Below are 21505 nucleotides of genomic sequence, written 5' to 3'. Positions count from 1 at the left end.
GAAAAGAATTCGGGAGGCACGCACGGCAATGTGCGCGTCACTTCGACCTCGAATATGGTCGCATACTGGTGTGACCAAATCAAGGGTTAAGGGAGGACTGTGAGCGTGTCGGAGTCAACGGGCGGTCGAGCGGACGACGCAGCGGGGCGACAGGTGTCGCGGCGACGCCCAGGCCTGCTCTGGCTCCTGATTGTGCTGCTGACGGGCGAGTTCTTGCTCATGGTCGTCGTCTCGATCGCCTTGATCGCTCAGGTCTTCACGGCGCACGCCGATTCTCTCGCCGCGGGGCTGGCGATCCTGGTGCTCGCTCTCGTCGCCACGGTCTGGCTCGGCTTCATCGTGGTCGCAGCCTGGAACGGCAAGGCCTGGATGCGCGGAGCCTCGATCGTCTGGCAGGTGCTCATGTTCGCTGTCGGAATCGGCTGCTTCCAGGGCCTCACCGCGACCCCCGCCGTGGGCTGGGCACTGGTGGTGCCGGCCGTGCTGATCGTCGTACTGCTCGTGTCGCCGCCCGTCGTGACCGCCACGACGAACCGCGACTGACCCGAGACTCTCGAGCCGCCCTCAGGCGTCGAGGCCCAGCTTCTTGCGGAGCGATTTGACGTGGCCCGTGGCCTTCACGTTGTAGAGCGGGAGCTCGACCGTGCCGTCTTCGCCGACGACGATCGTCGAGCGGATCACGCCGGTGACCGTCTTGCCGTAGAGCGACTTCTCGCCGTACGCCGCGTACTCGGTGTGAACCGTCAGGTCGGGGTCGCTCAGCAGCGGGAAATTCAGACCCTGTTCGTCGCGGAACTTCTGCAGCGCGGGGGCCTCGTCTTTGGAGACGCCCAGCACCTGGTAACCAGCCGATTTCAGCGAGTTGATGTTGTCGCGGAAGTCGCACGCCTCGGTGGTGCAGCCCGGAGTCGACGCCGCCGGATAGAAGTACACGATGACCTTCTCGCCGCGGTAATCACTCAGCGACACCGCCTTGCCGGTCTCGTCGGGCAGGGTGAAGTCGGGTGCGGAAGCACCCTTCTCGAGGCGATCGGACATGGTTCTCCTTCGGTGCCGGGACGCGTTCAAGAGGCGTCAGATCTCATGCTAATGTTGTTCCTCGGTTGCGGAACTCGAGTTTCCACAGGCCACGCACCTCTAGCTCAATTGGCAGAGCAACTGACTCTTAATCAGTGGGTTCTCGGTTCAAGTCCGAGGGGTGCACAGCAAGGCCCGATCCCGTGCGGATCGGGCCTTCGTCGTCTCGCGGCCGTGATTCTCGGCCAGGGGAAACCCCGCGGATCGATTCTGAGGCCCCGATGGCTGCCGTGCTGGAGCGGCTGGGCCCCTACGTGGTTCCAGCAACGTCGCTGCGTCGCTCGACGAAGATGTTGTCCCGCCACTGCCCCGCCCACGGGCCGAAGCTCATCCGGCCGATGCGTTCCCGGATGCCGACTTCTCGGAACCCGTGAGCGGCATGAAGAGCGAGGCTCGCGAGGTTCTCAGGGAAGATCGCGGATTGGATCATCCATACTCCGGCCGCTTCCGATGCGGTGACGAAGTCCGCCAGGAGCAGGTGCCCCACTCCGGAACCGCGGGCGGCCTCGGCGACATAGACGGAGTGCTCGATGACACCCCGATACACCGGTCGAGACGACGTCTGCGGGGCCGCGACCCACCCGATGAGCTCGCCTTTTGCATCGGTGGCGACGAGGCGGAGGTCGGGGATCTTGCCGCTGTCGAACTCGGCCCAGGAGGGGGCCCTGTCCTGGAAGGTCGCGTTGCCGGTTGCGATCCCCTCGGCATAGATGCCTTCGACGGCCGGCCAGTCGGCCGCGGTCATGGCCCTGGTGTGGATGGTTTCTCTCACGAGCAGCAGGAAGATCCGCTTCCGGAGGAGCAGACGCCGGTTTCGGGGAGGGTGAGCTGCACGATGCGGGCGGAGTCGTGGTTGCCGGCGAGTTCGTCAGCAAGGGAGCGCACCTGCTCATAGCCGGTGAGCATGAGGAACGTCGGGGCTCGGCCATAGGACTTCATCCCGGCGATGAAGAAGTTCGGTTCCGGTTGCGTCAACTCCGCGACGCCATGGGGAGGCACGGTTCCGCAGGAGTGAACGTTCGGGTCGATCAGCGGCGCCAACGCTCGAGGCGCTTCCACGATGTCATCCAGCGACAGGCGGATCTCCCGCAGGATCGAGAGGTCGGGGCGGAAGCCCGTCGCGGCCACGACGACGTCGCCGCGCAGCTCGAACGGCTCCCCGTCGCGACGGCCCGTCAGCAGGGCACCGTCGCCGTCGGGCCGTGCATCGTCGATCTCGAAGGAGTCGACCAGCTCCACGACGCCGTGGCGAACGAGGTCCTGAGTGGTAGTGCCCAGTCGTCCGCGCGCCTCCAGACCATCGGCACCGTCGCCGAAGACCCGGACCGGGTTGGCGTTGCGAACCACCCAGACGATCTCCGTCGCCGGCTCCGTGTCTTTCACCTTCGCCAGGGCGAGGAGCGTGTTCGCGGCCGAGTGACCGGCGCCGACGACGATGACGCGGTGGCCTGCGAATCGGTCGCGCTCGGCACCGAGAACATCTGGCATCGCATTCGCCAGCCAGCTCGCGTCATCCGCGTCCGCGTTCCAGCCGGAGGAGAGGAGCCCGTTCGCTTCCGAGAGGGTTCCGGAGGTGTCGATGACGGCACGGGCGAGAAGGGACTCGGGGCCGGTCGGCGTCGAGACTCGGAGGAGGAACGGGACGTCGGCGCGGCCCTGGGAGCGGGTTTTGTCCATTCCCTGCCGGGACACCGCGTCGACCTTCGACGAATAGCGGATCACAGCCGAGAGAGCCGGGGTCTGGGCGAGGGGGAGCAGGTACTCCGTGACGACGTCAGAACCCAACGGCAGGATCGTGGCCCCGGGAGCGTCCCAGCCGACCGCATCAAGGAGTCGACCCGCGGCCGGGTCGACGACTTCGGCCCAGGGCGAGAACAGGCGCACGTGGCCCCACGACGACACCCCGCTGCCGGCGGTTTCGCCGGATTCCAGGACCAGGACGTCCAGACCCCTCTCGAGGAGATGTGCCGCCGCGGCAAGGCCGACGGGTCCGGCACCGATCACGGCGACCGGGAGGCCGACCAGGCGGGATGCATCGTGCCGTGCAGGCACCGTCAGTGTCATCGTCACGACAGCACCTCGTCGGCCTCGGCCGGAAGAAGTTCTGCCAGGAGCGCCTGGACGCGGCCTCGGATGTCGTCGCGGATCGGCCGCACCTCGTCGAGGGTCTTACCGGCCGGGTCGACCAGTTCCCAGTCCTCGTATCTCGTCCCGGGGAAGACGGGACACGCGTCGCCGCAGCCCATCGTGATCACCACGTCGGACTCACGGACCTGGTCTGTCGTCAACAGCTGGGGCACGTTGCCGGTGATGTCGATCCCTTCCTCGGCCATGACGGCGACCGCGACGGGATTGATCGCGCTGCCGGGCTCGGACCCGCCGGACATCACGTCGACTCGGCCCCCGGAAAGTCCTTTCATGAATCCGGCGGCCATCTGGGACCGGCCGGCGTTATGAACACACACGAAAAGCACTGTCGGCTTCTTGGTCATCACCACTCCAGGCATTGACGAACATCGATGCCTTGAGTGTGGATCAAGACATCGACAACTGTCAATGTCTGGGGAGACTGGTGTCATGCCGGTCACCGAACTGCTTCCTCTCACCGATGTCACGGCCTGCTGTGCGCCCCTCACCAGAGAGCCGCTCGGTGCCGCCGACGCCGAAGCGCTCGCGAAGACCCTGAAGGCTCTCGCCGATCCCGCCCGGCTACGCCTGATCTCGATGGTCGCCGCGCATGACGGGCACGAAGCCTGCGTCTGCGATCTCATCGAACCACTCGGCCTCAGCCAGCCGACGGTCTCACATCACCTCAAAATCCTCGTCGACGCGGGGCTCCTGAGCCGCGACAAGCGAGGTGTTTGGGCCTACTACGCCCTCGTCCCCGGAGCACTCGACGCCGTTGCCGCTGTCTTCGCGACCGTCTGATTTTTCTCGCCCGGCAGGAACAGGTGAAGACCTGCTTCGAGTCGGCGTTCGCGGACGCCGAGCTCAGCTGCCGGTTCGCGCGCCGTTCCGTGAGGGGCAGCCCGCGGACCTGCGAAGAGAACGCCTCGAGACGGAGGGGCTCGGGGCAGCCCACCTCCACGGGTCGGTTCGGGCGACAACCTGGTGATGGAATCACGGCCGGCAGACGTCCGCCTGCGGGCATCCTCATGGCGCGTGTCGATTTTGTGCTTGCCGTCGTCGCCGACAAGGGCGGCCCCGTCGCTGATGGGTGAGATCTACCGCCGGAACTCGACGATGACGTAGGTGCCGATCGACGGGATGACGACGGATGTCTCCCCAGACTCCGAGGCAGTGATCTCCAGCTCGAGCGGCGTCGCCTGGCCCGGGGCGTAGAGTGCCGCCCGAGTCGGAGCAGAAGGGAGCGCGACCTCGACCCTCACGTCGAGGGCCGATGGCGTGATGCCCGCTTCGACGTCGTAGTCGTAGTTGACGATGTGCAGCGTCACGACGTCGTCCGCGGGATGCTGAAGATTGACCGCTCCGTGGGGAAGCGTCGTCAGCGTCACCTGCGGCGGTGCCAACCGGAGCTCATCGATCGATGCGCCCCGCTCCAGATTCTTTACGGAGACAGTGTTCTCGTGGTTCGTGATGTCGTCCGCGCCCGGTCCGCCGATCTCGCCGACCACGACGAGTCGCCCGCCGTCGTCGGCGTAGTCCACCAGTGCCTTCACCTGCACGGCCGTCAGCGAACTGCAGCCGGGGAGGACGATCTCGGAGTACCGCGCGAGACGGGCCGCCGAGACGTCGTCTTCGCGAAGGACGCCGTCGTGGAAGACGGCCACGTCGAACGGGCGCTGGGACAGTGCGATGGCACTGGCGACTCGCTGAAAGGGGAGCGCCTGGGGACCTGTCTCACCGACTTCCGGGTAGTTGTCCTTACTGCCGTGGGGGCGCCCTGGACCTGCCACACGTTCTCGATGAAATTGCTGTCGGTCGAGTAGACGATCAGGGTCGTGTTGGCAGTGCGACGGGCAAAGAGGTCCTCGTGGTCGGCCAGGAAGTTCTGGATCTCGACCGTCTCCTCGTGGGGTGCCCAAACGGCATCCTTGATGACGCTGCCCATCCACGCCCCGTAGGGCACCGACATGTTCACCCCCAGAGCGGCAGCCTCGTAGAGCATGACGCGGAACCGGTCGAAGTCTTTGCCTCGGTTCATCCGGGGAAGAAGCTCGGGCATGACGCCGTCGTAGGGATTTGTGCTGATGGCGACCGGCTTGTCGCCGCCGAACGCCGCGATGTACCGCATCCAGGCGGGTTGCGAATACAACGTGTGGCGCTGCTCCGGAACCAGGATGTCGACCATCTCGGCCAGCGGATCGTGCCAGGTCGCACCGTCGTAGAGGTTCGACGAGACGAGAACCGTGCGGCCCTTGCTCGCGGCGTAGTCGCGGACGTAGTCGGAGAGCTCCTTGAAGTTCGACGCCTGCTGCTTCTGCATGAATCGCATGTAGAGGCGCGCGACCACTCCTTCGTCGCCCTCGGCTTTGAGGTTGACCCAGTCGACACCGCGCGCGAGGAGCCACTCGCCGTAGTGGAACGATCCGAGGTCGCCGACGGAGGCTGGAACGGAGGAGGGGTCGAGGGCTGCGAGATACGCGGTGAATCCGGTGACGTTGTCGTAGCTGAAGGACCCGCCGTAGGCGAGGGCTGCCAGCGGGCTGTCCGGCTCGTCGAATTGGATGCCGTCGACTCCCGCGTCGACATGGATCCGGACGATCGCCTTCAGGTACTCGCGCCAGACCGGATTGCCGATGTCCATGTAGTGGCACTGCTGCTCGAGTTCGGGCACTTCGAGCCAGGTCGCGTGTTGTGCGTTCCCGTGGATGTCGCGTGATGCGCACTCCTCCCAGAGGTCGGTGACCCTCTCGCCGCGACTGTTCGTCAGGCCCTCCGGGAAGTACTTCTCGAAGGGAGCCCAAAGTTTCGGGTAGCGGTTCTGCGTGAACTCTCGCAGGCCGAGCCACCCCGGCTTGCCCACTCCGCGAAGCTCGTTCATGGCGAGGATCTCGTCCTCGGCGTCGTTCAGTTCGACGGGGAATTCCCATCCCTGCGTGGAGAAAATCACACTGAATGCTTTGACTCCGCGCTTGCGGCACTCGTCGAGGAACTCCGAGTCCTTGAGGAATCCGTACTGGCGGTAGCGGGCCGGGATCGGCGCCGAGGCTTCGTCCTCGAGATATGCGAGAGAGATCGGGCCGCCGCCGAGCGACGGCCACGTGATGAGCGTCGCCCGATATTCAGCGAAGTCCTCGACCATTTTCAGGCGTCGTGGCGGGAGGCTCGGGTGGTAGTTGTGCCCGCGCGAGAACCAGCCCTGTGCGTAGACGCCGCGTTCCATCGTCATCGATGTTTTCCGTTCTGAGAGAAGTGGTGAGAAGGTCTCGCTCGCAGCTCAGCCGCGGGTCGCGCCATCGAGGAGCGAGAGTTTGAAGTAGCGCATGAAGGGCGCGACGAGGACGACGGGGATCACGAGGGTGATGACACCGGCAGCGAGCACAGGGCCCCAGCTGGGCAGCTGCACCGTCCCCTGCAGGGAGGAGAGGGAGAGCTGCAGGACCCAGTTCGATGGACTCCGCAGGACGGCAAGAGGCAGGAAGAGCGACTGCCACTGCGAGATGAAGAGCACGATCGCGGAAGTGACCATGAGCGGACGGGACAGGGGCAGGTAGATCCGAAGCAGGATCGTGCCGAGCCCGGCCCCGTCGAGCATCGCCGCTTCACGGAGGTCCTTCGGAATGCCTCGATAGAACTGCCGGAACATGAAGACGATGAATCCGTTCGCGACGGTGGGCAGGATGACGGCCGCTAGGGTGTCGACGAGATTCAGCTTCTGGACGATGGAGAGGATCGGGATGACGATCGCCTCGAACGGCACCATGAAGGTGATCAGCGTCAGCGTGAAGATGACGTTCGAACCCGGGAAGTCGAAGTACGCGAACGTGAATCCGGCCAGCAGGTTGATGATCGTGCCCACAACGAGCGTGACCGCGCACACGATGAGGGTGTTGATCAGGGCTTGCGGAAAGTACGAGCCGGCCGCGAAAAGCGTCTTGTAGCCGCTCCAGTCGGGGTTGTAGGGGATGAACGCCTTGAGAGCGAAGGGACTCCAGTCGCGGAACACCCCACCGCCTGTCGGGCTTCGGAACGAGGTGACGATCATCAGCCAGATGGGGATCACGTACACGAGGACCAGCAGGACCAACCACGTGTGTGCGGCGATCTGGGTGCTGCGTCTACGCATTGTCACTCCTCATGAGTCGGAACTGAACGGCGGCCACGACGGCGATGAGCGCGAGGAGGATGACGACGATGGCGTTCGCGTTCCCCGGCTGGCCGTAGCGCAGGACATCCTGCGCCGCCTGGTACATCAGGAAGTTGGTGGCGCTGCCGGGTCCGCCCTGGGTGAGCAGCTGCGCCGGCACGAAGACGACGAGACCGGCAGTCGAGAGCACCACGCTTGCGAGAAGCAGGGTCCTCTTCATGAGGGGCATGGTGATCGACCAGAAGGTGCGGAACGGCCCGGCGCCGTCGATGGCGGCCGCCTCGAACACCTCGGTGCTGAAAGAACGGAGGGAAGACAGGAAGACGAGGGTCCAAAACCCGCGTTGGACCAGACCGCCATGGCAACGAGGACGTAGAGGGCCTGGTGCGTGCTCTCATAGAACCCCTGGTTGGGGAGACCGATCTGCTTGAAGATGCCGTCGACGGCTCCGCTCGACGGGTCGAACAACGCCTGCCAGAGGATGACCACCACCGGGGGAGCAAGCGTCAGCGGGATGATCAGGACCAGCTGATAGGCGCCCGCACCGTGACGCACCGCTTTGAGGGCCAGGGCCGTGGCGACGCTGACCGCGATGATCAGCACCGTGGACAGGAACGCGTACCAGATGGTCACGACCAGCGACTTCAGCGTGGCCGGATCAGTCAGGACGTTCTCGAAGTTCCGGAGGGAGAACGACGTGATCTGACCGCTCGACGCGAGCAGCGGTGGCTGAAGACTGATCAGGACCGCCCAGACGAACGGGAGAAGGGAGAACACGGCGAGGAAGAGACCCACGGGCAGGATCAGCCAGTACGGCACGCTCCCGTGGCGGAGGGCAGGCCCGTTCTCGGACAGGTGGATCCGGCTGTGCTTGGTCGCAGGCGCGGCCTGCGGTGGAGCGGGCGGGTCAGCCCGCCGTGTCACGGTCGTGGTCATGGGAATCTCCTTCGTTGCGCGCGGGGGCTGCCGGGGTGGTCCGCGGATCAGGCGCGGACCACCTCGGTCGCTACTGGAACTGCTTGAGGTCGCGGTCCACGGTCGACGTCATCGAGGTCACGGCCTGCTGCGGCGTCTCCGCTCCGACGCGAACGTTCTTGAGCGCATCGGATATAGCCGTGAACTCGGTCGCGTTCGACGGGCTGATCATGGGCTTCTGCGGCCAGTGCTGCTCCTGCCAGGCGCCGAGCACTTTCACCGACTCGGGGAACGTCTTGTACTTCGGCGACGTCGACATGGCAGCGAGCTGGGTCTTGAGGATCGGGATCGCGGCGAAGTAGTCGCCGTTGATCAGCGTGTCCTGCGCGGTTGGATTCGTCAGCGCGAACTTGAGGAACTCGGCCGCCTCCTTCTTGTGCTGTGACTTGGCGTTGAGGGCCCACGCGATTCCTGTCGACTGGACGACCTTCTTGCCTCCCGCGAAGGACGGCTCGGCAGCAGCGTCGCAGCTGAACTTCACCTGCGCGCAGACGTTGTAGCCACCGATGTGGGTCAGCGCGAAGGCCGATTTCCCGGCCTGGAACTGGTCGTTCGTCCAGGTCGGATTCGTGATCTGCGACACGTCGTCGGCGAAGAACGCCTTCCACTTCGTCATCAGGTCGACCCACGGCTTCTGGTCGAGGTACCCCTTGACCTTGAGGCCGTCCGGGCTGCTCGCCTTGCCTCCGAGTTGCTGAGCCATCGGCACGTCCGGCCAAGCCTCGTCGGCCGGGAAGAGCAGGCCCGTCTCGCCGGTCGTCGCGTGGACTTTCTTCGCCGCTGCGAGAACGTCCTCCCAGGTCCAGACGCCGCTCGTCGTCGCCGACAGCCCGTCTGCTTTGAGCGTGGGCGGTGGCGTGACACCCGCTTTCTTGAGGAGGTCGAGATTGACGGCGAGGTACATGGTCGAGTTGTCCATCGGGATCGCCAGGAACTGGCCGTCCGACGTCGTCTCGTTGGCGACGAGGTGCGGATCGACCTTGGCCAGGTCGGACTTCGAGAAGTACGGGCTCAGGGAACTGATCCAGCCCTGCTTGTACCACTGGTACTCGTACCCGACCTCGGTGGTGACGACGTCGAGCGAAGGGTCACCCTGGCCGAGTCGCAGGATCGATCCCTGCTCGGCATTGTCGCCGGTGGCCGGCTCGAACTTCACAGTGATGTTCGGGTGTGCCTTCTCGAAGAGCGCGATGATCTTCTTCTGCGTGATCTGGTTGGCGGGGCCGGAGTCGCCGACCATCGAGATCTGGACCTTGCCGCCGGCCTGATTCGATGAACTCGAACAGGCGCTGAGCAAAGCTATCGGGAGCACGGCTGCGAGGGCCAGTGCCAGGTACCTCTTGCGTCTTTGCATGAGTTTTCATCCTCTTCGCTTGATGCAACTTCGCTGTCGCTCATGGGCCACGGGACCCATGAGTGGTCAAGCTAGCACCGAGATCGATACGTATCAAGACATTTTTTTATACGTACCAAATCTGCCGTTTTTCCCCTAGGCTCCCGTCAATGACCTCGACGTCGGACGGTGTCCGACACGAAGCAACGGTGCTGGCGGATGCGAGATCACGAACGCGTCCCGCCGCGAACGGGAGAAACCATGAACAACGAAACACGAGCCGCTCTCTCGGCGGCGGTCGACGAGGCCGGTGGGATCCTCGCGCTCGACGCCGCCCTGGTCGCCCGCGATTGGATCGCAGGCGGCAAGCGCCTGGGGCTGCCAGACGAGCAGTACGACGTCGGGGAGCGTGGCATGATCTCGGAACGCTGGTTGGCGTCGACGACGCACGCCGACAACGCCACCGGTCCCGCTGACGAAGGCATCAGTTCGATCCGAACCGGCTCCGGCCACAGGATCAGTCTCGCGGAAGCAGTCGAAGCGGCTCCCGACCGTCTCCTCGGCACCGACTACGCCCGCACACACTCGGGTCTCGGCCGTCTCGCCAAGATCTACGATTTCGACTCTCGAATTCCGTTCCACATCCATCCGCCGCTCGAGATCGCGCAGCGCGTGGGGCGGAACTCGAAGGATGAAGCGTGCTACTTCCCCTCGGGGGTTCCGCTCGGTCCGCATCCCGAGAGTTTCCTCGGCCTGCATCCCGGCTCGAGCCGCACCGAGGTCATGGCAGAGCTGACCGACGAACTGGAGTCGTGGGACTCCGACCGGATCCTGGCGCAATCCCAGGCCTTCCTCAATCAGCCCGAGGACGGCTTCTACGTCCCTTCGGGTCTCCTCCATGCCCCCGGCACGGCACTGACCATCGAGATCCAGGAGGACTCCGACACCATGGCGATGCTCCAGGGCGTGAACGACGGCCGGCTCGTCGACAAACGACTTCTGTACAAGGACGTCAGCGACGCGGATCGCGATGCGCACGGGCCGAAGGCGATTCTGGAGTGGGTCGATTGGGAGGCCAACCTCGATCCTTACTTCTACAGCAGGCATCACATCTCGCCGGTCGTCTTTGCGGAATCGGACGAGTTCGAGGAGGCCTGGATCCTCTACGGGTCGCCGAAATTCAGCGGCAAGAGACTCGTCGTGCGGCCCGGCGGCAGCGTGACGACTGCGGAACGCGGCGTCTTCAGCCTGCTCGCCTGGCGTGGAACGGGAACCGTGGGAGGCATGCCCGTGACGGGAGGTCGACCGGATCACGACGAACTCCTCGTGGTTCACGACCGGGCTGTCGAACCGATCACCTATGCCAACACGGGAGAGACCGACCTCACGATCATCAAGTTCTTCGGCCCGGACATCAATCCGGACGCGCCACGGCCGGGCACGGTGAGCCATGGAACGCTCGAACGCGCCTGATCGGGAGCGAGCGCTTGCCGACTCCGACGGGCGCCGCCCGGCTACGATCGCCGAGGATAAGATCGCGTCCGGAAGACCACGCGCAGGGAGAGGGGCGTCCGTGAAGAACGACGACTCGGTCCCCGAGGCGGGCGCCGTTGTCGTCCCCGACAAGAGTCACGTCACCACGCGCGACATCGCGGCAGCAGCGGGCGTCTCACAGGCCACTGTTTCGAACGCCCTCAACCGTCCGGACCTCGTCGCTCCTGCAACGTTGGAGCGCATCGAGGCGGTGATGCGGAAGACCGGTTTCGTCGTCAACTCGTTCGCGCGCGGGCTCCGAATGGGCCGGGCGAAGACGCTGGGCGTCATCGTCCTGGACCTGTCCAACCCGTTCTGGGGAGAGGTCACCAAGGGCATCGAGGCGGCGGCGAGCGAGCACCACTATTCCGTCCTCATCGGAGCCTCGGGCGAGCGACGCGAGAAAGAGCGCGAGCTTCTTCAGCTCTTCGAAGAGCACCGGGTGGAGGGAATCCTCGTCTCGAGTGTCGATGCCGGGTCGGAGGCCATCAGCGCGCTCGTCGAGCGCGGCACGAAGATCGTCCTTCTCGACCAGAACGGGCCGAACTCGACCTACTCCGGTGTCGCGTTCGACCACCTTCGCGGAGCACACATGGTCGCGACCCACCTGGTCGAGCAGGGCCACCGTAGTTTTGCTTTCATCAACGGTCCGCATTCCGTGCCGTGGTGCCTCGCGCGCTCGGAGGGTTTCATCGAAGGCTTGACCGAAGCGGGGCTGGACCCTGCCGCTGTCCTCACCGAGCTCACCATCGACACCATGACGGCACAGGACGCCGAGCCGGCCGTCGAGCAGCTTCTCGCGCTCTCCGCGCGGCCCTCCGCGATCTTCTGCGTCAACGACGTCGTAGCGCTGGGTGTCCTCAAGGAGCTCACCAACCGGGGCGTCCATGTTCCGGCCGACCTCTCGATCGTCGGCTTCGACGACAGCAGCTTCTCCTCACTGCTGTCTCCCGCGCTGACCACCGTTCGGCAACTGCCATACGAGCTGGGCAAACGCGCCGCCGAGATGGCCATCACGGCCGATCCATCGAGTCTCCCCGAGACCGAGATGTTCCAGCCCGAGCTCGTGCGCAGGGATTCCGTCGCGTCCCTCTCCTAGACGAGGTCGAGGAATTCACCCTGTCGCTCTCGCAGCCCGCCTTCACGGGCCTTCGCACGAGCCCGAACGAACGCCGATTCCGGCACAGGAGCGGACGACGGGAGATCTCGGGTGACTTGCCTGTCGGACGTAACGCCTGGAGGTCCAGCGGACATTCTCAAGTGTGAAGCAAAGTGAAGACGACGAAACAGCCCTGTGGGGCCGAGCGAAGGCCAACGACGGCAACGCGTTTAGCCTGTTGTTCGACTTGCACCACGGCCGCGTTTACCGACGGGCCTACGGCCTCGTCGGAAACACGCACGACGCCGAAGACGCGACCGCGTCGGCATTTTTCGAGCTGTGGCGAAAACGTCGGAACGTCAACCTCGTCGCTGGCTCGGTTCTTCCGTGGCTCCTCGTCACCACGATCAATTCTTGCCGGAACATCAACCGTTCCGCCGCCCGCTACAGGCGCTTCCTCGGATCGTTGCCACGCGACGAACAAGCAAGCCTCGGCACTGACGTCGAAGACCTCGAAACCAGGCAACGCCTGGCCGCGTCACTGCAACGACTCTCCGTCGTCGACGGCGCCCTGTTCGTCCTCACCGCTCTCGAGGACGTCCCGATCTGGCAGGCCGCCGAAACGGTCGGCCTGAAACCCGCGACCGCCCGCGTTCGGTTGCACCGCGCTCGAGTACGCCTCCGCGACGACCTCCACGACCTCAACCCCACGATTCGCGCTACCACTGAAGGGGCACTCTGATGCAGAACTCCGACATGAACCCCTCGGCCGCCGATGCCATCCGTGCTGAGCTGTCCGCCATCGGCACCAAAGGCAGCTACCTTCAGCGCCGTCAGCGCAGGGGCCGCGCGGTCGTCGCGCTGGCCGGCCTCGTCGTGATCGCTGGCGCGACGACTGGAGCTGCGATCGCCGCAATTAACCTTCCCGGCAGCACCACGACCGCGCCTCTCGGAACAGTCACCAATGCCACCGGAACCGGCCCCGCCTTCGTCGACCTGGGGCCGGTCCCTAAGCAGGCCGGCTCCGTCATGGTCACCATTACCTGTCTCAACGACGTCGGAACAGTCATCGTCGCAACCACAACGCCGGGCGGTGGCGAGGGCGTCGCCTGCGCAGGCGGCCGGGGCCGTCCCATCAAGGTTCGAGACGCTCAACTGCCCGCCGCCGGCAGCACGGAGATCGGCATCGCGTCATCGCCCACGACCAAGTGGAAAGTCACAGCCCAGTACGCCAGCTCCGCAACTAGCCCTTGGGGCGTCAACGCGAGTGGGCAGACCTACGGCGTAGAGAACCAGCACGGTCACCCCGACCTCGTGCCCGCCACCGCGGACAACGGCAAGAAGGGGTACGTGTTCTGGCAGGAGTCGATGGGGGCGGAGAAGACGACCACCTTCGACGTCTACGAGTCCGACGGGAAAACGGTCATCGGCCACACCTCAGTCGAAGTCGGCACAGGCGCGGGCGCCAGCGTCCCCCTCGACCCCCGGCTGTTCCCGACCGACATCGCCACACCGACCCCCGAGAACTAACGAGGAGAGCCCTGCCAAAGAACGCCACATCCGCCCCGAGGACATCACCCTTCCACCCACGCATCCCCTCGACCTCACCGCTTGGCCCACTGTCCAGAACGGCGACGGTTGCTCGCACCCGCTTCGACTCCCGTCCAGGATGTGAGGCATAACCGGGTTAGGTCGGCCGGCGAGCCCAGAGGCCCGAACAACGGCGAGGACCGTCCTGCAGGAGCTGCATGGGTCCGCCTGGCCTTCACCAGGGTGCAACCGTGATTCTTCTCAGCGAGACCGTGCCGGCCGGCCCAGGGCGGTGGTTAGGCTGAACGGGTGCAGGACGAGACCCCACCACGCCCGGCCGAGGGCGCCAGCAAGCAGCGGATCCTGCGCGCCGCCATCCGCGAATTCGAGACGTACGGCTACGCCGGTGCCCGTGTCGACCGTATTGCGGAGGCCGCCGAAGCCAACAAGCAGCTCGTGTACCGCCACTTCGGCAGCAAAGAGAAGCTTTACGACGCCGTCTTCAGCCACCTGACCGCTCAACTGCGCGATTTCGGCACGCGCGCCAGCAAAGCCGGTGTGCCCTACACCGACTGGTTCGTGCCGGCCGAGGGCGAGGAGCCCGATGAAAACATGGCGCAGACGACGTGGACGAGACTGTTGACGTGGGAAGGCTTGGCTCCGTCGACTCGCGACACCGGACTGCTCACGATGCTTCGCGAGAACTACGCCATCCAGGCGCGAGAGCTGCGGTCCGATCCGAGAGCTCAGGCGGCGCTGACGAGATTTCCCGCGCACCTTCTCGTCGCGCTCGTGATCGCGGCCGATCACCTGCCGTTCGCCACTCCCTCGGTTTTCGCGGCGCTGCTCGACAAGGAGGCCGCGACGCATCAGGACGTCGTCGACTGGTTCGAGTTCGTGAAGGAACTCTTGAGCGCGGTAGGCCCGGCGCCCGACGTCGCAGAGCCCCCTCCGAGTCCTAGGCGTCACGAGAGAGCGAAGTTCGGCAGCGTCACCTCCTCGGTCACGTAGGTGAAGACGACGTGCACGGCTGCTCCGACTCTCGCGGCTTCGGGTTCGTCGACGAGGCGCGTGATCATGATCGGACCTTCCTCGAGAGCCACCTGCACGACGGTGAACGGAACGTCGGGAAAGTTCGGATTCAGCGACCTGCGGTAGACGACGTAACTGTAGATGGTTCCGTCGCCCGAGAGATCGACCCACGTCGATGCGAGCGAGAGGCAGCGGGGGCACTGCTCGGCGGGAGCCCACCTGATGAACCCGCAGTCGGCACATTGCTGCATCGACAGCCGATGCTCGCGCGCGGCCGCCCAGTAGGGTGCCGCCAGGGCATCGGTGACGTCAGGCAGGGCGTTCGTCGCGACGGCCATCAGGCACGCACCAGGATCGACGACGCCGCCTTCACGAAAGCCTGAGTCGACGCGTAGAGGGCGACTCGGGCATTGTCGATCTGCCGCTCGCCGGCCTCGCCGCGCAATTGCCGCACGGCCTCGACGATGTGGAGCCAGCCCCACATGTACGCCTCAGACAGCTGTCCGCCGTTCGTGTTCACGGGGAGATCGCCTCCAGGATAGGTGTGCTTTTCATCGAGCCAGTCGCCGATGTCACCGGGATGGGCGAAGCCGTAGTACGACAGCATCTGCAACGGCCACACGGCCGTCGGATCCTGCACGTAGACGGCGTCGACCTCCGAGCGATCGATGCCGGCGTTCTCCCAGATGCGCTGCCCGACAGGCGCGATCCAGGGGCGAAGGAAGTTGTCACCGTAGTAGTCCGGGCTGGCACCGCTCTCGGCCATGCCCGCCAAAATGACAGGCTTGTCGGTGAACTCGTACGCCTTCTCCTCCGTCGTCACGATGTAGGCCACTCCTCCGTCGGAGATCATCGTGATGTCGGCTCGTCGTAGCGGTTCGACCAGGTAGGGCTGCGCCATGTAGTCGTCGTGCGTCAGCGGCTGTGTGAAGATCGAGATCGGATTCTTCTGAGCCCAGGCTCGCTGTGAGACGGCGATGTGCGCCAGCTGCTCCTCGGTGGTCCCGTAGAGGTGTCGCCACCGCTGGAAGGCCATTCCCGCTTCTCCCGCGATGTGGGTGAACCCGTAGGGCGTTGTGAAGGCGCTGGCTCCGAGGGCCATGTTGCCGAACGGATACCGATTGGTGCGCTGGTTCGTGCCGTAGGTCAGAGCCACGACGTCGGCGAGGCCGGCGTCGAGCACGAACTGCGCCTGGTGCAGCGAGAAGTTGCAGGTGCCGTAGTGCAACGAGGTCGAGTAGTCGAGCTGGAGCCCCGCCAGAGGTGCCACCTCGCTGTCCATGCCGTCGCCGTGAAGCTGCTTGCAGCTGATCAGGCCGTTGATGCGGTCTTTGGTGATGCCGATGCTGTCGATCGCGTTTCCCAGCGCCTCGACAGCGAGACTGGCGGCGGATCGGCCCGGGTGTTCGCCCTGCATCGTCTGGCCCGTGGCGACGATTGCCAGACGGCGTCCTGGTGCTGTCATCAGATGACTCCCTCTTTCTTCAGTTTTGCGATCTCGGTCGACGTGAGCCCGAGGATTCCCCGAGGATGGCCTCGTTGTCTTCGCCGTACCCTGGCGCCCCGCGGTTCGTGCGGCCGCCTGCATACGGTGGCGTGGCGCTCATTTTCACCGGGGACTCGTAGACCGGCCAGCGGCCGATCTTGGTGCCGGTGACCTCGGTCAACCAGTCCAAGTGCTTCAGCTGGGGGTCGTGGTCGTACCGGTCCTCGGCATTCTGTGCCACTCCGGCTCGGATGTCGGACGCCTGCAGGGTCGCCATGAGCTCGGCGGCGTCGTATCCGGCCGTCCACTCCCCGACGAGCTGGTCGAGAGCCGCTCGATTCGCAGCGCGCGTCTCGGGGGATGTGAACCGTGCGTCGTCGAGCCAGTCGCCGTGCCCGGCGACATGGGCCAACCGCTCCCACTCCTCCTGAGTGAAGACGCTGATCGCGATCCAGCGGTCGTCACCGCGACACGGGTACAGGGCGTGAGGGCCGGCCGTCGATGCAAAGGGCGAGACGTTTCCTTGGCGACGGAACTCTCGGCCGTTGACCTGCCAGTCCAGCAGGGTCGGCCCGATGAGCGAGATACCGGCCTCCACCTGCGAGGCGTCGATGTGCTGCCCCTTCCCCGTGACTTCACGGTGGTACAGCGCGGCGAGGATGGCCTGAGCGTAGCCGTAGGCGCCGATCCAGTCGAGGAACGAATAGCCCCAGCCCGCCGGGGCGAACGGCTCCGGGAGCCCGCTCATCTCCGACATCCCGGCGAACGCCGCAGCGACCGGGCCGACGGTGCGGAATCGGCCGTACGTGCCGTAGCTGCCCATGCCCGACTGCTGCACGTAGATGATGTCGTCGTTCAGCTCGCGCAGGCGGTCGTAGCCGAGGCCCCATTTGTCGAGGACTCCGGGCGAGAAACCCTCGGTCACGACGTCGCTTCGGCGCACGAGCTCGCGCGCGATCTCGAGCCCCTCGGGGTGAGTCACGTTGAGCGACAGGCCGAGCTTGCCCGGGTTCTTGTTGTTGAACTGGCCGCCCTTGTCGGGGTCGGTCACGGGCGGCAGGGGCCCTGTCGCCCGATCGCGTGCGTCACGACCGCCGACCGGGGACATGGCACCCAGCCGCGTGTCGGGGTGCGTGTACCACTCGACCTTCAGCGTCTCCGCTCCGAAGGAGGTGAGGATGCGGGTTCCGCCGGCCGAGGCGAGGAACCAGGCGAAGTCCAGGATCCGGATGTCGCTGAGCGCGAAGGGCTTGGCGTGGGGCGAGTCGAGCAGTCTCGGCCTCGTGTGAACAGTCGAGGGTGCCGGCGTGTGCGGCGTCGAGAGGATCTGCTCGGTGTGCTGGCCGAGGTGCGGGGCGCGGGATCCGGCTCGCCACGGATTCTCGCTGGAGCGCCATTTGCTCACGGGGTAGAGAAGTTGTCTTCCGAGCTCGGGATGCTCGACCCGGTCGAACGTTCCGCGCTTCTGCCAGTGTTCGTCGTAGGCGTTCTCGTGCGGACGACGCAGCGGCACCCACATGAGCCCTTCGGCCTGCGCCTCGCGCCAGGGCAGGTCGGCGTAGGTGAACGCCTCGACCATCCGGCGCGCGGCGTCCTGACCGGCGATCGCCTTCGGATTCGCCGCGAAGGCGCCGGGGATAGGACGTCCCGTCGCCGACATGTCCTCGTCGGGCGACTCCGGGATCGGGGCTGTGGCCATGCCGTACTTGTGAGCGAAGTCGATGGTCTTCTCCGCGTCCTTCGGGTTCACCGAAAAGGTGGCGACCCAGCGACCGTCTTTCGTCTGAGCGATCGTCTTGCGGTAGTCGGGCGCCGCCGCCGCGTGCCTGCAGGTCTGCCGGTGGATCTCGACTCGTCTCATCGCCCATTCCATGACGTCGATCTCGGTGCTCTTCGACACCGCTTCGTGGATGGCGATCGAGATCGTCTGGCCGTCGCCACTGCGAAGGCGGTGGATGAGGGCGACCTCGATTCCGTAGAGAAGCTGCTCTCCGGTGATGTGGTACGCGTGCAAGAGTTGCGGCACCACCGGCGGCAGGTCGTAGTGAAGACCCGGTTGTGGGTCGTAGCCGCAGCACATGGCGACACCGCCGAGGGCGAGGTGGACGAGATCGGAGCCCAGGTGGTCGGACCAGGGACCGTCGTCGCCGAAGGGCGTCACCCGGGCGTGGACGAGCCGGGGCCACCTAGCCCGCACTTCCTCCGGACTCAATTCCAACACGTCGGGGCTGTCGCGCGAGACGGACTGGAGGAGCACGTCGGCCGATTCGAGCAGGCCGTAGAGCGACTCGCGCCCGGAGGGGGTGGTCAGGTCGAGAACCACCGACTTCTTGCCGCGGTTGTAGTGCCAGAAGTGCAAGGACGAGTCCGGGCCCTCCTCGTCGGCGACGTGCGGTGCCATGCGCCGGGTCGCCTGGCCCTCGGGCGGCTCGACCTTGACGACCTCGGCGCCGAGGCCGGCAAGCTGCAAGCCGACGTATTCAGCGGTGACGTCGGCGATCTCGATGACTCGAAGACCGTCGAACACGGGTTTTTTGGTGGCGGCGTCCTCCGCCGGTTCGGTATGGCTCACAAGGGCCTTCCTGGTTGGTTGTACGGCCTGGCGACTAGCGTTCGGCGTCGGTCTGCGGCGATCAGGTCTGTCGAGATCCGGCCCGCTAGTAAGGCTCGTGCTGCGTGAACACACGACGTGGGTTGTCGATGAGCATCTGATCGATGTCCTTCTGCGGCACTCCTGCGTCGTAAAGCCGCGGCAGCACCTCTTCGCTGAGATACGTGTAGTGCCAGGTGGCTCGACTCGGATCGGCCTGACGCTGCTCGCGCGTGATGCTGTCGGACCGAACGTGGGTGTCGTGGCCGAGCACCACTCGGTCTGCGTGCCCTCGCTTGCAGAGCTCGATGATCACGTCTATGCGCTGCCCGAGGGTGATGCTTCCTCCCCGACCGCCTCGCCGATGCCGAGGCGGTCGAGACCGACGGTGGAGCCGGCTTCGATCAGTCGCTCGGCGTACGACAGATCGACGAGGTCGCCGACGTGGCCGATGATCACCCGCGAAAGATCGACGCCTTCCTCACGGAAGATCCTCTGCTGCGCGAGACCCTGCTCGCTGTGCGCCGCCGCGTGTGTCGAGATCGGCACTCCCGTTCGCCGATGCACGCGAGCGGTGGCACGCAGGAGGAGATCGAGGTCGTCAGTGACGCCGAAGCTGTCGGTCGCGACCTTCAAGGCGGCCGGCCGGATGCCGGTGTCGTCGATCCCCTCCTCGATCTCTCGGGTGAGGAATCGTTCGATGAAGCCCGGTGTGCGCGCTTCGTTGACGAGAAAAAGGTCGGCAGATCTCGATATGTGTAGATGCCGGTTGCCGCGATGATGCGCAGGCTCGTCTTCTCGGCGATGCGCTTGATGCGGCGGATGTTGCGGCCGAGGCCGAAGACGGTGAGGTCGAGGATCGTGTCGATGCCGCTCGCCTTCAGCTCGTCGAGTTCGCCGACGGCTTGAGCGACGACGGCGTCCTCGTCCCAGGGGTACTCGTCGCGGATCTCGGCGTTGAGGGTGAAGACGTGCTCGTGCATGAGCGTATGCCCGAGCGAGTCGGCGTCGACCGGGCCGAGGACGGTGTTGACAAAGGTGCCATGATCGTCTCTCCCTACGCCGACTTCGTCGCGGAAAGCGTGCGACCAGACGTCTCCGACTTCCGGAGGAAGATGATCACGGTCAGAGCGATGGCGACCGCGAAGCCGGCAATGAGGTAGAACACCGCCTGCGTATTGCCGCCGCCGAGCAACGCGCCGAAGACGATCGGCACGATGCCTGCTGCGAGCCGCCCCCAGGCACTTGCGAACGAGGCGCTGAAGGCGCGGATCTCGCTGGGGAACAGTTCGGGTATCCACTGCTGGAAGAGGTTGGCTGTGTCAGCGGAGTACTGGTAGACGGCCATGAGCGTCAGGATGAGCCCGGCGAATCCTGCACCCAGGCCGATCACGAACGCCATCGTGAGGGCGGTGGCGAAATACAGCGCCATGGATCCCAGCATCGCGGCCACCCGCGGAATCCTGTCGGCGGTCAGCGCGATGGTCAGACGCCCGAGAATGGAGGCCGCATTCAGCAGGACGACAGCGAGGATCGTCTTCTGTAAGGGATAGCCGAAGACCGACATGATGATCGTCGGCACGAATACCGTCCACCCGTAGCTCGGGCCGATCGTCAGCAGGTAGATGAGACAGGCCCCGATCGTGCGGATCGTATAGCGGCGCTGGAACAGCTCCCGCAGGTTTGCCCAGATGCTCCGCTCCGCAGCCTCTTCGACCGAGTCGGCCTCGGTGTCGAGATCGTCTGCCGAGGTGAGGCTCGCTCCCAGGCGATTGGCCGACGCGATCGCCTCGGCGAACCGGCCGCGTTTGGCGAGCCACCGTGGAGATTCGGGGACGAGCCATCGAACCGCCAGCGCCAGGACGGCGGGAATGATCGCGAGGAAGAACAGCGTGCGCCAGCCGCCTACAGGGAGCACGGCTCCGCCCACGATCGTGGCGAGAAGTGCCCCGAGGGGCCAACTCACGCCGATCATCCCCATGAGGAATCCACGTCGTTTCGCCGGAGCGATCTCGGCGAGGTAGGCGAGGTCGACCGGGATCATGGCGCCGGCGAAGATGCCGACGAGGACCCGCAGAGCGATGAACGTCGGCACGTCCTGCGCCAGACCGCCGAGGCAGGTGAAGAGCGCCATGCCGATGACGGTGATGACCATCACCATGCGGCGCCCCAGCAGGTCGCTCAAGAACCCGAGCCCGAGGGCGCCGACGATCATGCCCCAGAAGATCGCGCTGCCGATGACACCGGCGGTGGCTCCGTCGAGATGCCACTCGGCGACGATGGACGGCAGCGCCAGCGACAGGATCGTCGTGTCGAACGCGTCGAAGAAGAAGCCGAAGATCGTCGCGAGGATCGCCCAGAAGTGCGCCCTGCCGAGGGTGAGGTTGTCCATCACCTCCCCGATGGAGGGTTTCGAGACACGGATGTCGAGACTCATGGTGCCTGCTTTCGTCGTTGAAAGTCACGGACGGAAGCGGCCGACACTCGTCAGAAACAGAGCCCTCGACACTTCCGGACGATCGGTCGTCCTCTCGCCACTGGTGATGTAACCATATAGTTACCCCCTTGTCACGAACTAT

Annotated in this window: 23 protein-coding genes, 1 tRNA gene and 1 pseudogene; 8 read left to right on the top strand and 17 right to left on the bottom strand. The window is 65.4% G+C overall.

The window, feature by feature from the left end:
• Positions 1-105: 105 nt before the first annotated feature.
• The gene (locus tag QUE79_RS17745) at positions 106-543 is read left to right on the top strand and encodes a hypothetical protein (protein ID WP_286344224.1); all 438 of its coding nucleotides are present in this window, start codon (positions 106-108) and stop codon (positions 541-543) included.
• A 21-nt stretch (positions 544-564) separates the two neighbouring features.
• On the opposite strand, the gene bcp is transcribed toward QUE79_RS17745, so the two are convergent.
• A complete protein-coding gene (bcp, locus tag QUE79_RS17740) occupies positions 565-1038 on the bottom strand; it encodes a thioredoxin-dependent thiol peroxidase (RefSeq protein WP_286344223.1) in 474 nt (157 codons plus the stop codon).
• Positions 1039-1131: 93 nt separating this feature from the next.
• Between bcp and QUE79_RS17735 the strand changes: the two genes are divergently transcribed.
• Positions 1132-1203, top strand: a tRNA-Lys gene (locus tag QUE79_RS17735).
• 124 nt (positions 1204-1327) lie between these two features.
• Here the strand turns inward: QUE79_RS17735 and QUE79_RS17730 are convergent.
• The 3 genes from QUE79_RS17730 to QUE79_RS17720 are packed head-to-tail and all read right to left on the bottom strand — an operon-like array spanning position 1328 to position 3569.
• Positions 1328-1822, bottom strand: a complete 495-nt coding sequence (locus QUE79_RS17730; RefSeq protein ID WP_286344222.1) for a GNAT family N-acetyltransferase — start codon at positions 1820-1822, stop codon at positions 1328-1330.
• A gap of 23 nt (positions 1823-1845) precedes the next feature.
• On the bottom strand, positions 1846-3141 hold the full coding sequence (locus QUE79_RS17725; protein WP_286346766.1) for an FAD-dependent oxidoreductase: 1296 nt from the start codon (positions 3139-3141) through the stop codon (positions 1846-1848).
• 2 nt (positions 3142-3143) lie between these two features.
• Complete coding sequence (locus QUE79_RS17720) at positions 3144-3569, bottom strand: arsenate reductase ArsC (RefSeq protein WP_286344221.1); 426 nt, start codon at positions 3567-3569, stop codon at positions 3144-3146.
• Positions 3570-3654: 85 nt separating this feature from the next.
• Between QUE79_RS17720 and QUE79_RS17715 the strand changes: the two genes are divergently transcribed.
• Positions 3655-4005, top strand: coding sequence for an ArsR/SmtB family transcription factor (locus QUE79_RS17715; RefSeq protein WP_286344220.1), 351 nt, complete (start codon positions 3655-3657; stop codon positions 4003-4005).
• Positions 4006-4301: 296 nt separating this feature from the next.
• Here the strand turns inward: QUE79_RS17715 and QUE79_RS17710 are convergent, their stop codons facing one another.
• The 6 genes from QUE79_RS17710 to QUE79_RS17685 form a co-directional block, all read right to left on the bottom strand.
• Positions 4302-4745, bottom strand: coding sequence for a hypothetical protein (locus QUE79_RS17710; protein ID WP_286344219.1), 444 nt, complete (start codon positions 4743-4745; stop codon positions 4302-4304).
• A 23-nt stretch (positions 4746-4768) separates the two neighbouring features.
• A complete protein-coding gene (locus tag QUE79_RS17705; RefSeq protein WP_286344218.1) occupies positions 4769-6430 on the bottom strand; it encodes a hypothetical protein in 1662 nt (553 codons plus the stop codon).
• Between the two features lie 48 nt (positions 6431-6478).
• On the bottom strand, positions 6479-7327 hold the full coding sequence (locus QUE79_RS17700) for a carbohydrate ABC transporter permease (protein WP_286344217.1): 849 nt from the start codon (positions 7325-7327) through the stop codon (positions 6479-6481).
• On the bottom strand, positions 7320-7637 hold the full coding sequence (locus QUE79_RS17695; protein ID WP_286344216.1) for a carbohydrate ABC transporter permease: 318 nt from the start codon (positions 7635-7637) through the stop codon (positions 7320-7322). The genes QUE79_RS17700 and QUE79_RS17695 overlap by 8 nt, the downstream gene beginning before the upstream one ends.
• The gene (locus QUE79_RS17690; protein WP_286344215.1) at positions 7565-8284 is read right to left on the bottom strand and encodes a carbohydrate ABC transporter permease; all 720 of its coding nucleotides are present in this window, start codon (positions 8282-8284) and stop codon (positions 7565-7567) included. Before QUE79_RS17690 ends, QUE79_RS17695 begins: the two co-directional genes overlap by 73 nt.
• A gap of 70 nt (positions 8285-8354) precedes the next feature.
• On the bottom strand, positions 8355-9677 hold the full coding sequence (locus QUE79_RS17685; protein ID WP_286344214.1) for an ABC transporter substrate-binding protein: 1323 nt from the start codon (positions 9675-9677) through the stop codon (positions 8355-8357).
• 240 nt (positions 9678-9917) lie between these two features.
• Between QUE79_RS17685 and QUE79_RS17680 the strand changes: the two genes are divergently transcribed.
• From QUE79_RS17680 to QUE79_RS17660, 5 genes are all read left to right on the top strand, one after another.
• On the top strand, positions 9918-11129 hold the full coding sequence (locus QUE79_RS17680) for a cupin domain-containing protein (protein ID WP_286344213.1): 1212 nt from the start codon (positions 9918-9920) through the stop codon (positions 11127-11129).
• Positions 11130-11229: 100 nt separating this feature from the next.
• A complete protein-coding gene (locus QUE79_RS17675) occupies positions 11230-12288 on the top strand; it encodes a LacI family DNA-binding transcriptional regulator (protein WP_286344212.1) in 1059 nt (352 codons plus the stop codon).
• 163 nt (positions 12289-12451) lie between these two features.
• Positions 12452-13030: an RNA polymerase sigma factor gene (locus tag QUE79_RS17670; protein ID WP_286344211.1), complete on the top strand. Its 579-nt coding sequence runs from the start codon at positions 12452-12454 to the stop codon at positions 13028-13030.
• Positions 13030-13818, top strand: coding sequence for a hypothetical protein (locus QUE79_RS17665; protein ID WP_286344210.1), 789 nt, complete (start codon positions 13030-13032; stop codon positions 13816-13818). Before QUE79_RS17670 ends, QUE79_RS17665 begins: the two co-directional genes overlap by 1 nt.
• 309 nt (positions 13819-14127) lie before the next feature.
• Positions 14128-14829, top strand: a complete 702-nt coding sequence (locus QUE79_RS17660) for a TetR/AcrR family transcriptional regulator (protein WP_286344209.1) — start codon at positions 14128-14130, stop codon at positions 14827-14829.
• Here QUE79_RS17660 and QUE79_RS17655 read toward each other — a convergent pair.
• The 7 genes and pseudogenes from QUE79_RS17655 to QUE79_RS17625 all read right to left on the bottom strand — a co-directional run bounded on the left by QUE79_RS17655 (position 14784) and on the right by QUE79_RS17625 (position 21363).
• Entirely contained in the window at positions 14784-15188 is a 405-nt protein-coding gene (locus QUE79_RS17655) for a Zn-ribbon domain-containing OB-fold protein (protein WP_286344208.1), read from the bottom strand. The two genes, QUE79_RS17660 and QUE79_RS17655, sit on opposite strands and share 46 nt — an antisense overlap.
• Positions 15188-16315 (bottom strand): thiolase family protein, encoded by a 1128-nt coding sequence (locus QUE79_RS17650; protein WP_286344207.1) that lies wholly within the window; start codon positions 16313-16315, stop codon positions 15188-15190. The genes QUE79_RS17655 and QUE79_RS17650 overlap by 1 nt, the downstream gene beginning before the upstream one ends.
• A 19-nt stretch (positions 16316-16334) precedes the next feature.
• Positions 16335-18908: a CaiB/BaiF CoA transferase family protein gene (locus tag QUE79_RS17645; protein ID WP_286344206.1), complete on the bottom strand. Its 2574-nt coding sequence runs from the start codon at positions 18906-18908 to the stop codon at positions 16335-16337.
• Positions 18909-18993: 85 nt separating this feature from the next.
• On the bottom strand, positions 18994-19242 hold the full coding sequence (locus QUE79_RS17640) for a phosphotriesterase family protein (protein ID WP_286344205.1): 249 nt from the start codon (positions 19240-19242) through the stop codon (positions 18994-18996).
• Positions 19243-19244: 2 nt separating this feature from the next.
• A complete protein-coding gene (locus QUE79_RS17635) occupies positions 19245-19577 on the bottom strand; it encodes a phosphotriesterase family protein (RefSeq protein WP_286346765.1) in 333 nt (110 codons plus the stop codon).
• Positions 19559-19948, bottom strand: a pseudogene (locus tag QUE79_RS17630) (phosphotriesterase family protein); the annotation flags it as partial. The pseudogene QUE79_RS17630 and the gene QUE79_RS17635, both read right to left, overlap by 19 nt.
• A 35-nt stretch (positions 19949-19983) precedes the next feature.
• On the bottom strand, positions 19984-21363 hold the full coding sequence (locus tag QUE79_RS17625) for an MFS transporter (RefSeq protein ID WP_286344204.1): 1380 nt from the start codon (positions 21361-21363) through the stop codon (positions 19984-19986).
• Positions 21364-21505 lie beyond the last annotated feature (142 nt).

This window comes from Frondihabitans sucicola, assembly GCF_030296615.1.
GTDB classification, from domain to species: Bacteria; Actinomycetota; Actinomycetes; order Actinomycetales; family Microbacteriaceae; genus Frondihabitans; species Frondihabitans sucicola.
This window is presented reverse-complemented; position numbering and strand designations above follow the sequence as displayed.

Excerpts from the sequence above, each read along its gene's own strand:
- bcp (WP_286344223.1), bottom strand. The coding sequence starts at position 1,038 with ATGTCCGATCGCCTCGAGAAGGGTGCTTCCGCACCCGACTTCACCCTG.
- QUE79_RS17730 (WP_286344222.1), bottom strand. The coding sequence starts at position 1,822 with ATGACCGCGGCCGACTGGCCGGCCGTCGAAGGCATCTATGCCGAGGGG.
- QUE79_RS17725 (WP_286346766.1), bottom strand. The coding sequence starts at position 3,141 with ATGACACTGACGGTGCCTGCACGGCACGATGCATCCCGCCTGGTCGGC.
- QUE79_RS17720 (WP_286344221.1), bottom strand. The coding sequence starts at position 3,569 with ATGACCAAGAAGCCGACAGTGCTTTTCGTGTGTGTTCATAACGCCGGC.
- QUE79_RS17715 (WP_286344220.1), top strand. The coding sequence starts at position 3,655 with ATGCCGGTCACCGAACTGCTTCCTCTCACCGATGTCACGGCCTGCTGT.
- QUE79_RS17705 (WP_286344218.1), bottom strand. The coding sequence starts at position 6,430 with ATGACGATGGAACGCGGCGTCTACGCACAGGGCTGGTTCTCGCGCGGG.
- QUE79_RS17700 (WP_286344217.1), bottom strand. The coding sequence starts at position 7,327 with ATGCGTAGACGCAGCACCCAGATCGCCGCACACACGTGGTTGGTCCTG.
- QUE79_RS17690 (WP_286344215.1), bottom strand. The coding sequence starts at position 8,284 with ATGACCACGACCGTGACACGGCGGGCTGACCCGCCCGCTCCACCGCAG.
- QUE79_RS17685 (WP_286344214.1), bottom strand. The coding sequence starts at position 9,677 with ATGCAAAGACGCAAGAGGTACCTGGCACTGGCCCTCGCAGCCGTGCTC.
- QUE79_RS17680 (WP_286344213.1), top strand. The coding sequence starts at position 9,918 with ATGAACAACGAAACACGAGCCGCTCTCTCGGCGGCGGTCGACGAGGCC.
- QUE79_RS17665 (WP_286344210.1), top strand. The coding sequence starts at position 13,030 with ATGCAGAACTCCGACATGAACCCCTCGGCCGCCGATGCCATCCGTGCT.
- QUE79_RS17655 (WP_286344208.1), bottom strand. The coding sequence starts at position 15,188 with ATGGCCGTCGCGACGAACGCCCTGCCTGACGTCACCGATGCCCTGGCG.
- QUE79_RS17650 (WP_286344207.1), bottom strand. The coding sequence starts at position 16,315 with ATGACAGCACCAGGACGCCGTCTGGCAATCGTCGCCACGGGCCAGACG.
- QUE79_RS17625 (WP_286344204.1), bottom strand. The coding sequence starts at position 21,363 with ATGAGTCTCGACATCCGTGTCTCGAAACCCTCCATCGGGGAGGTGATG.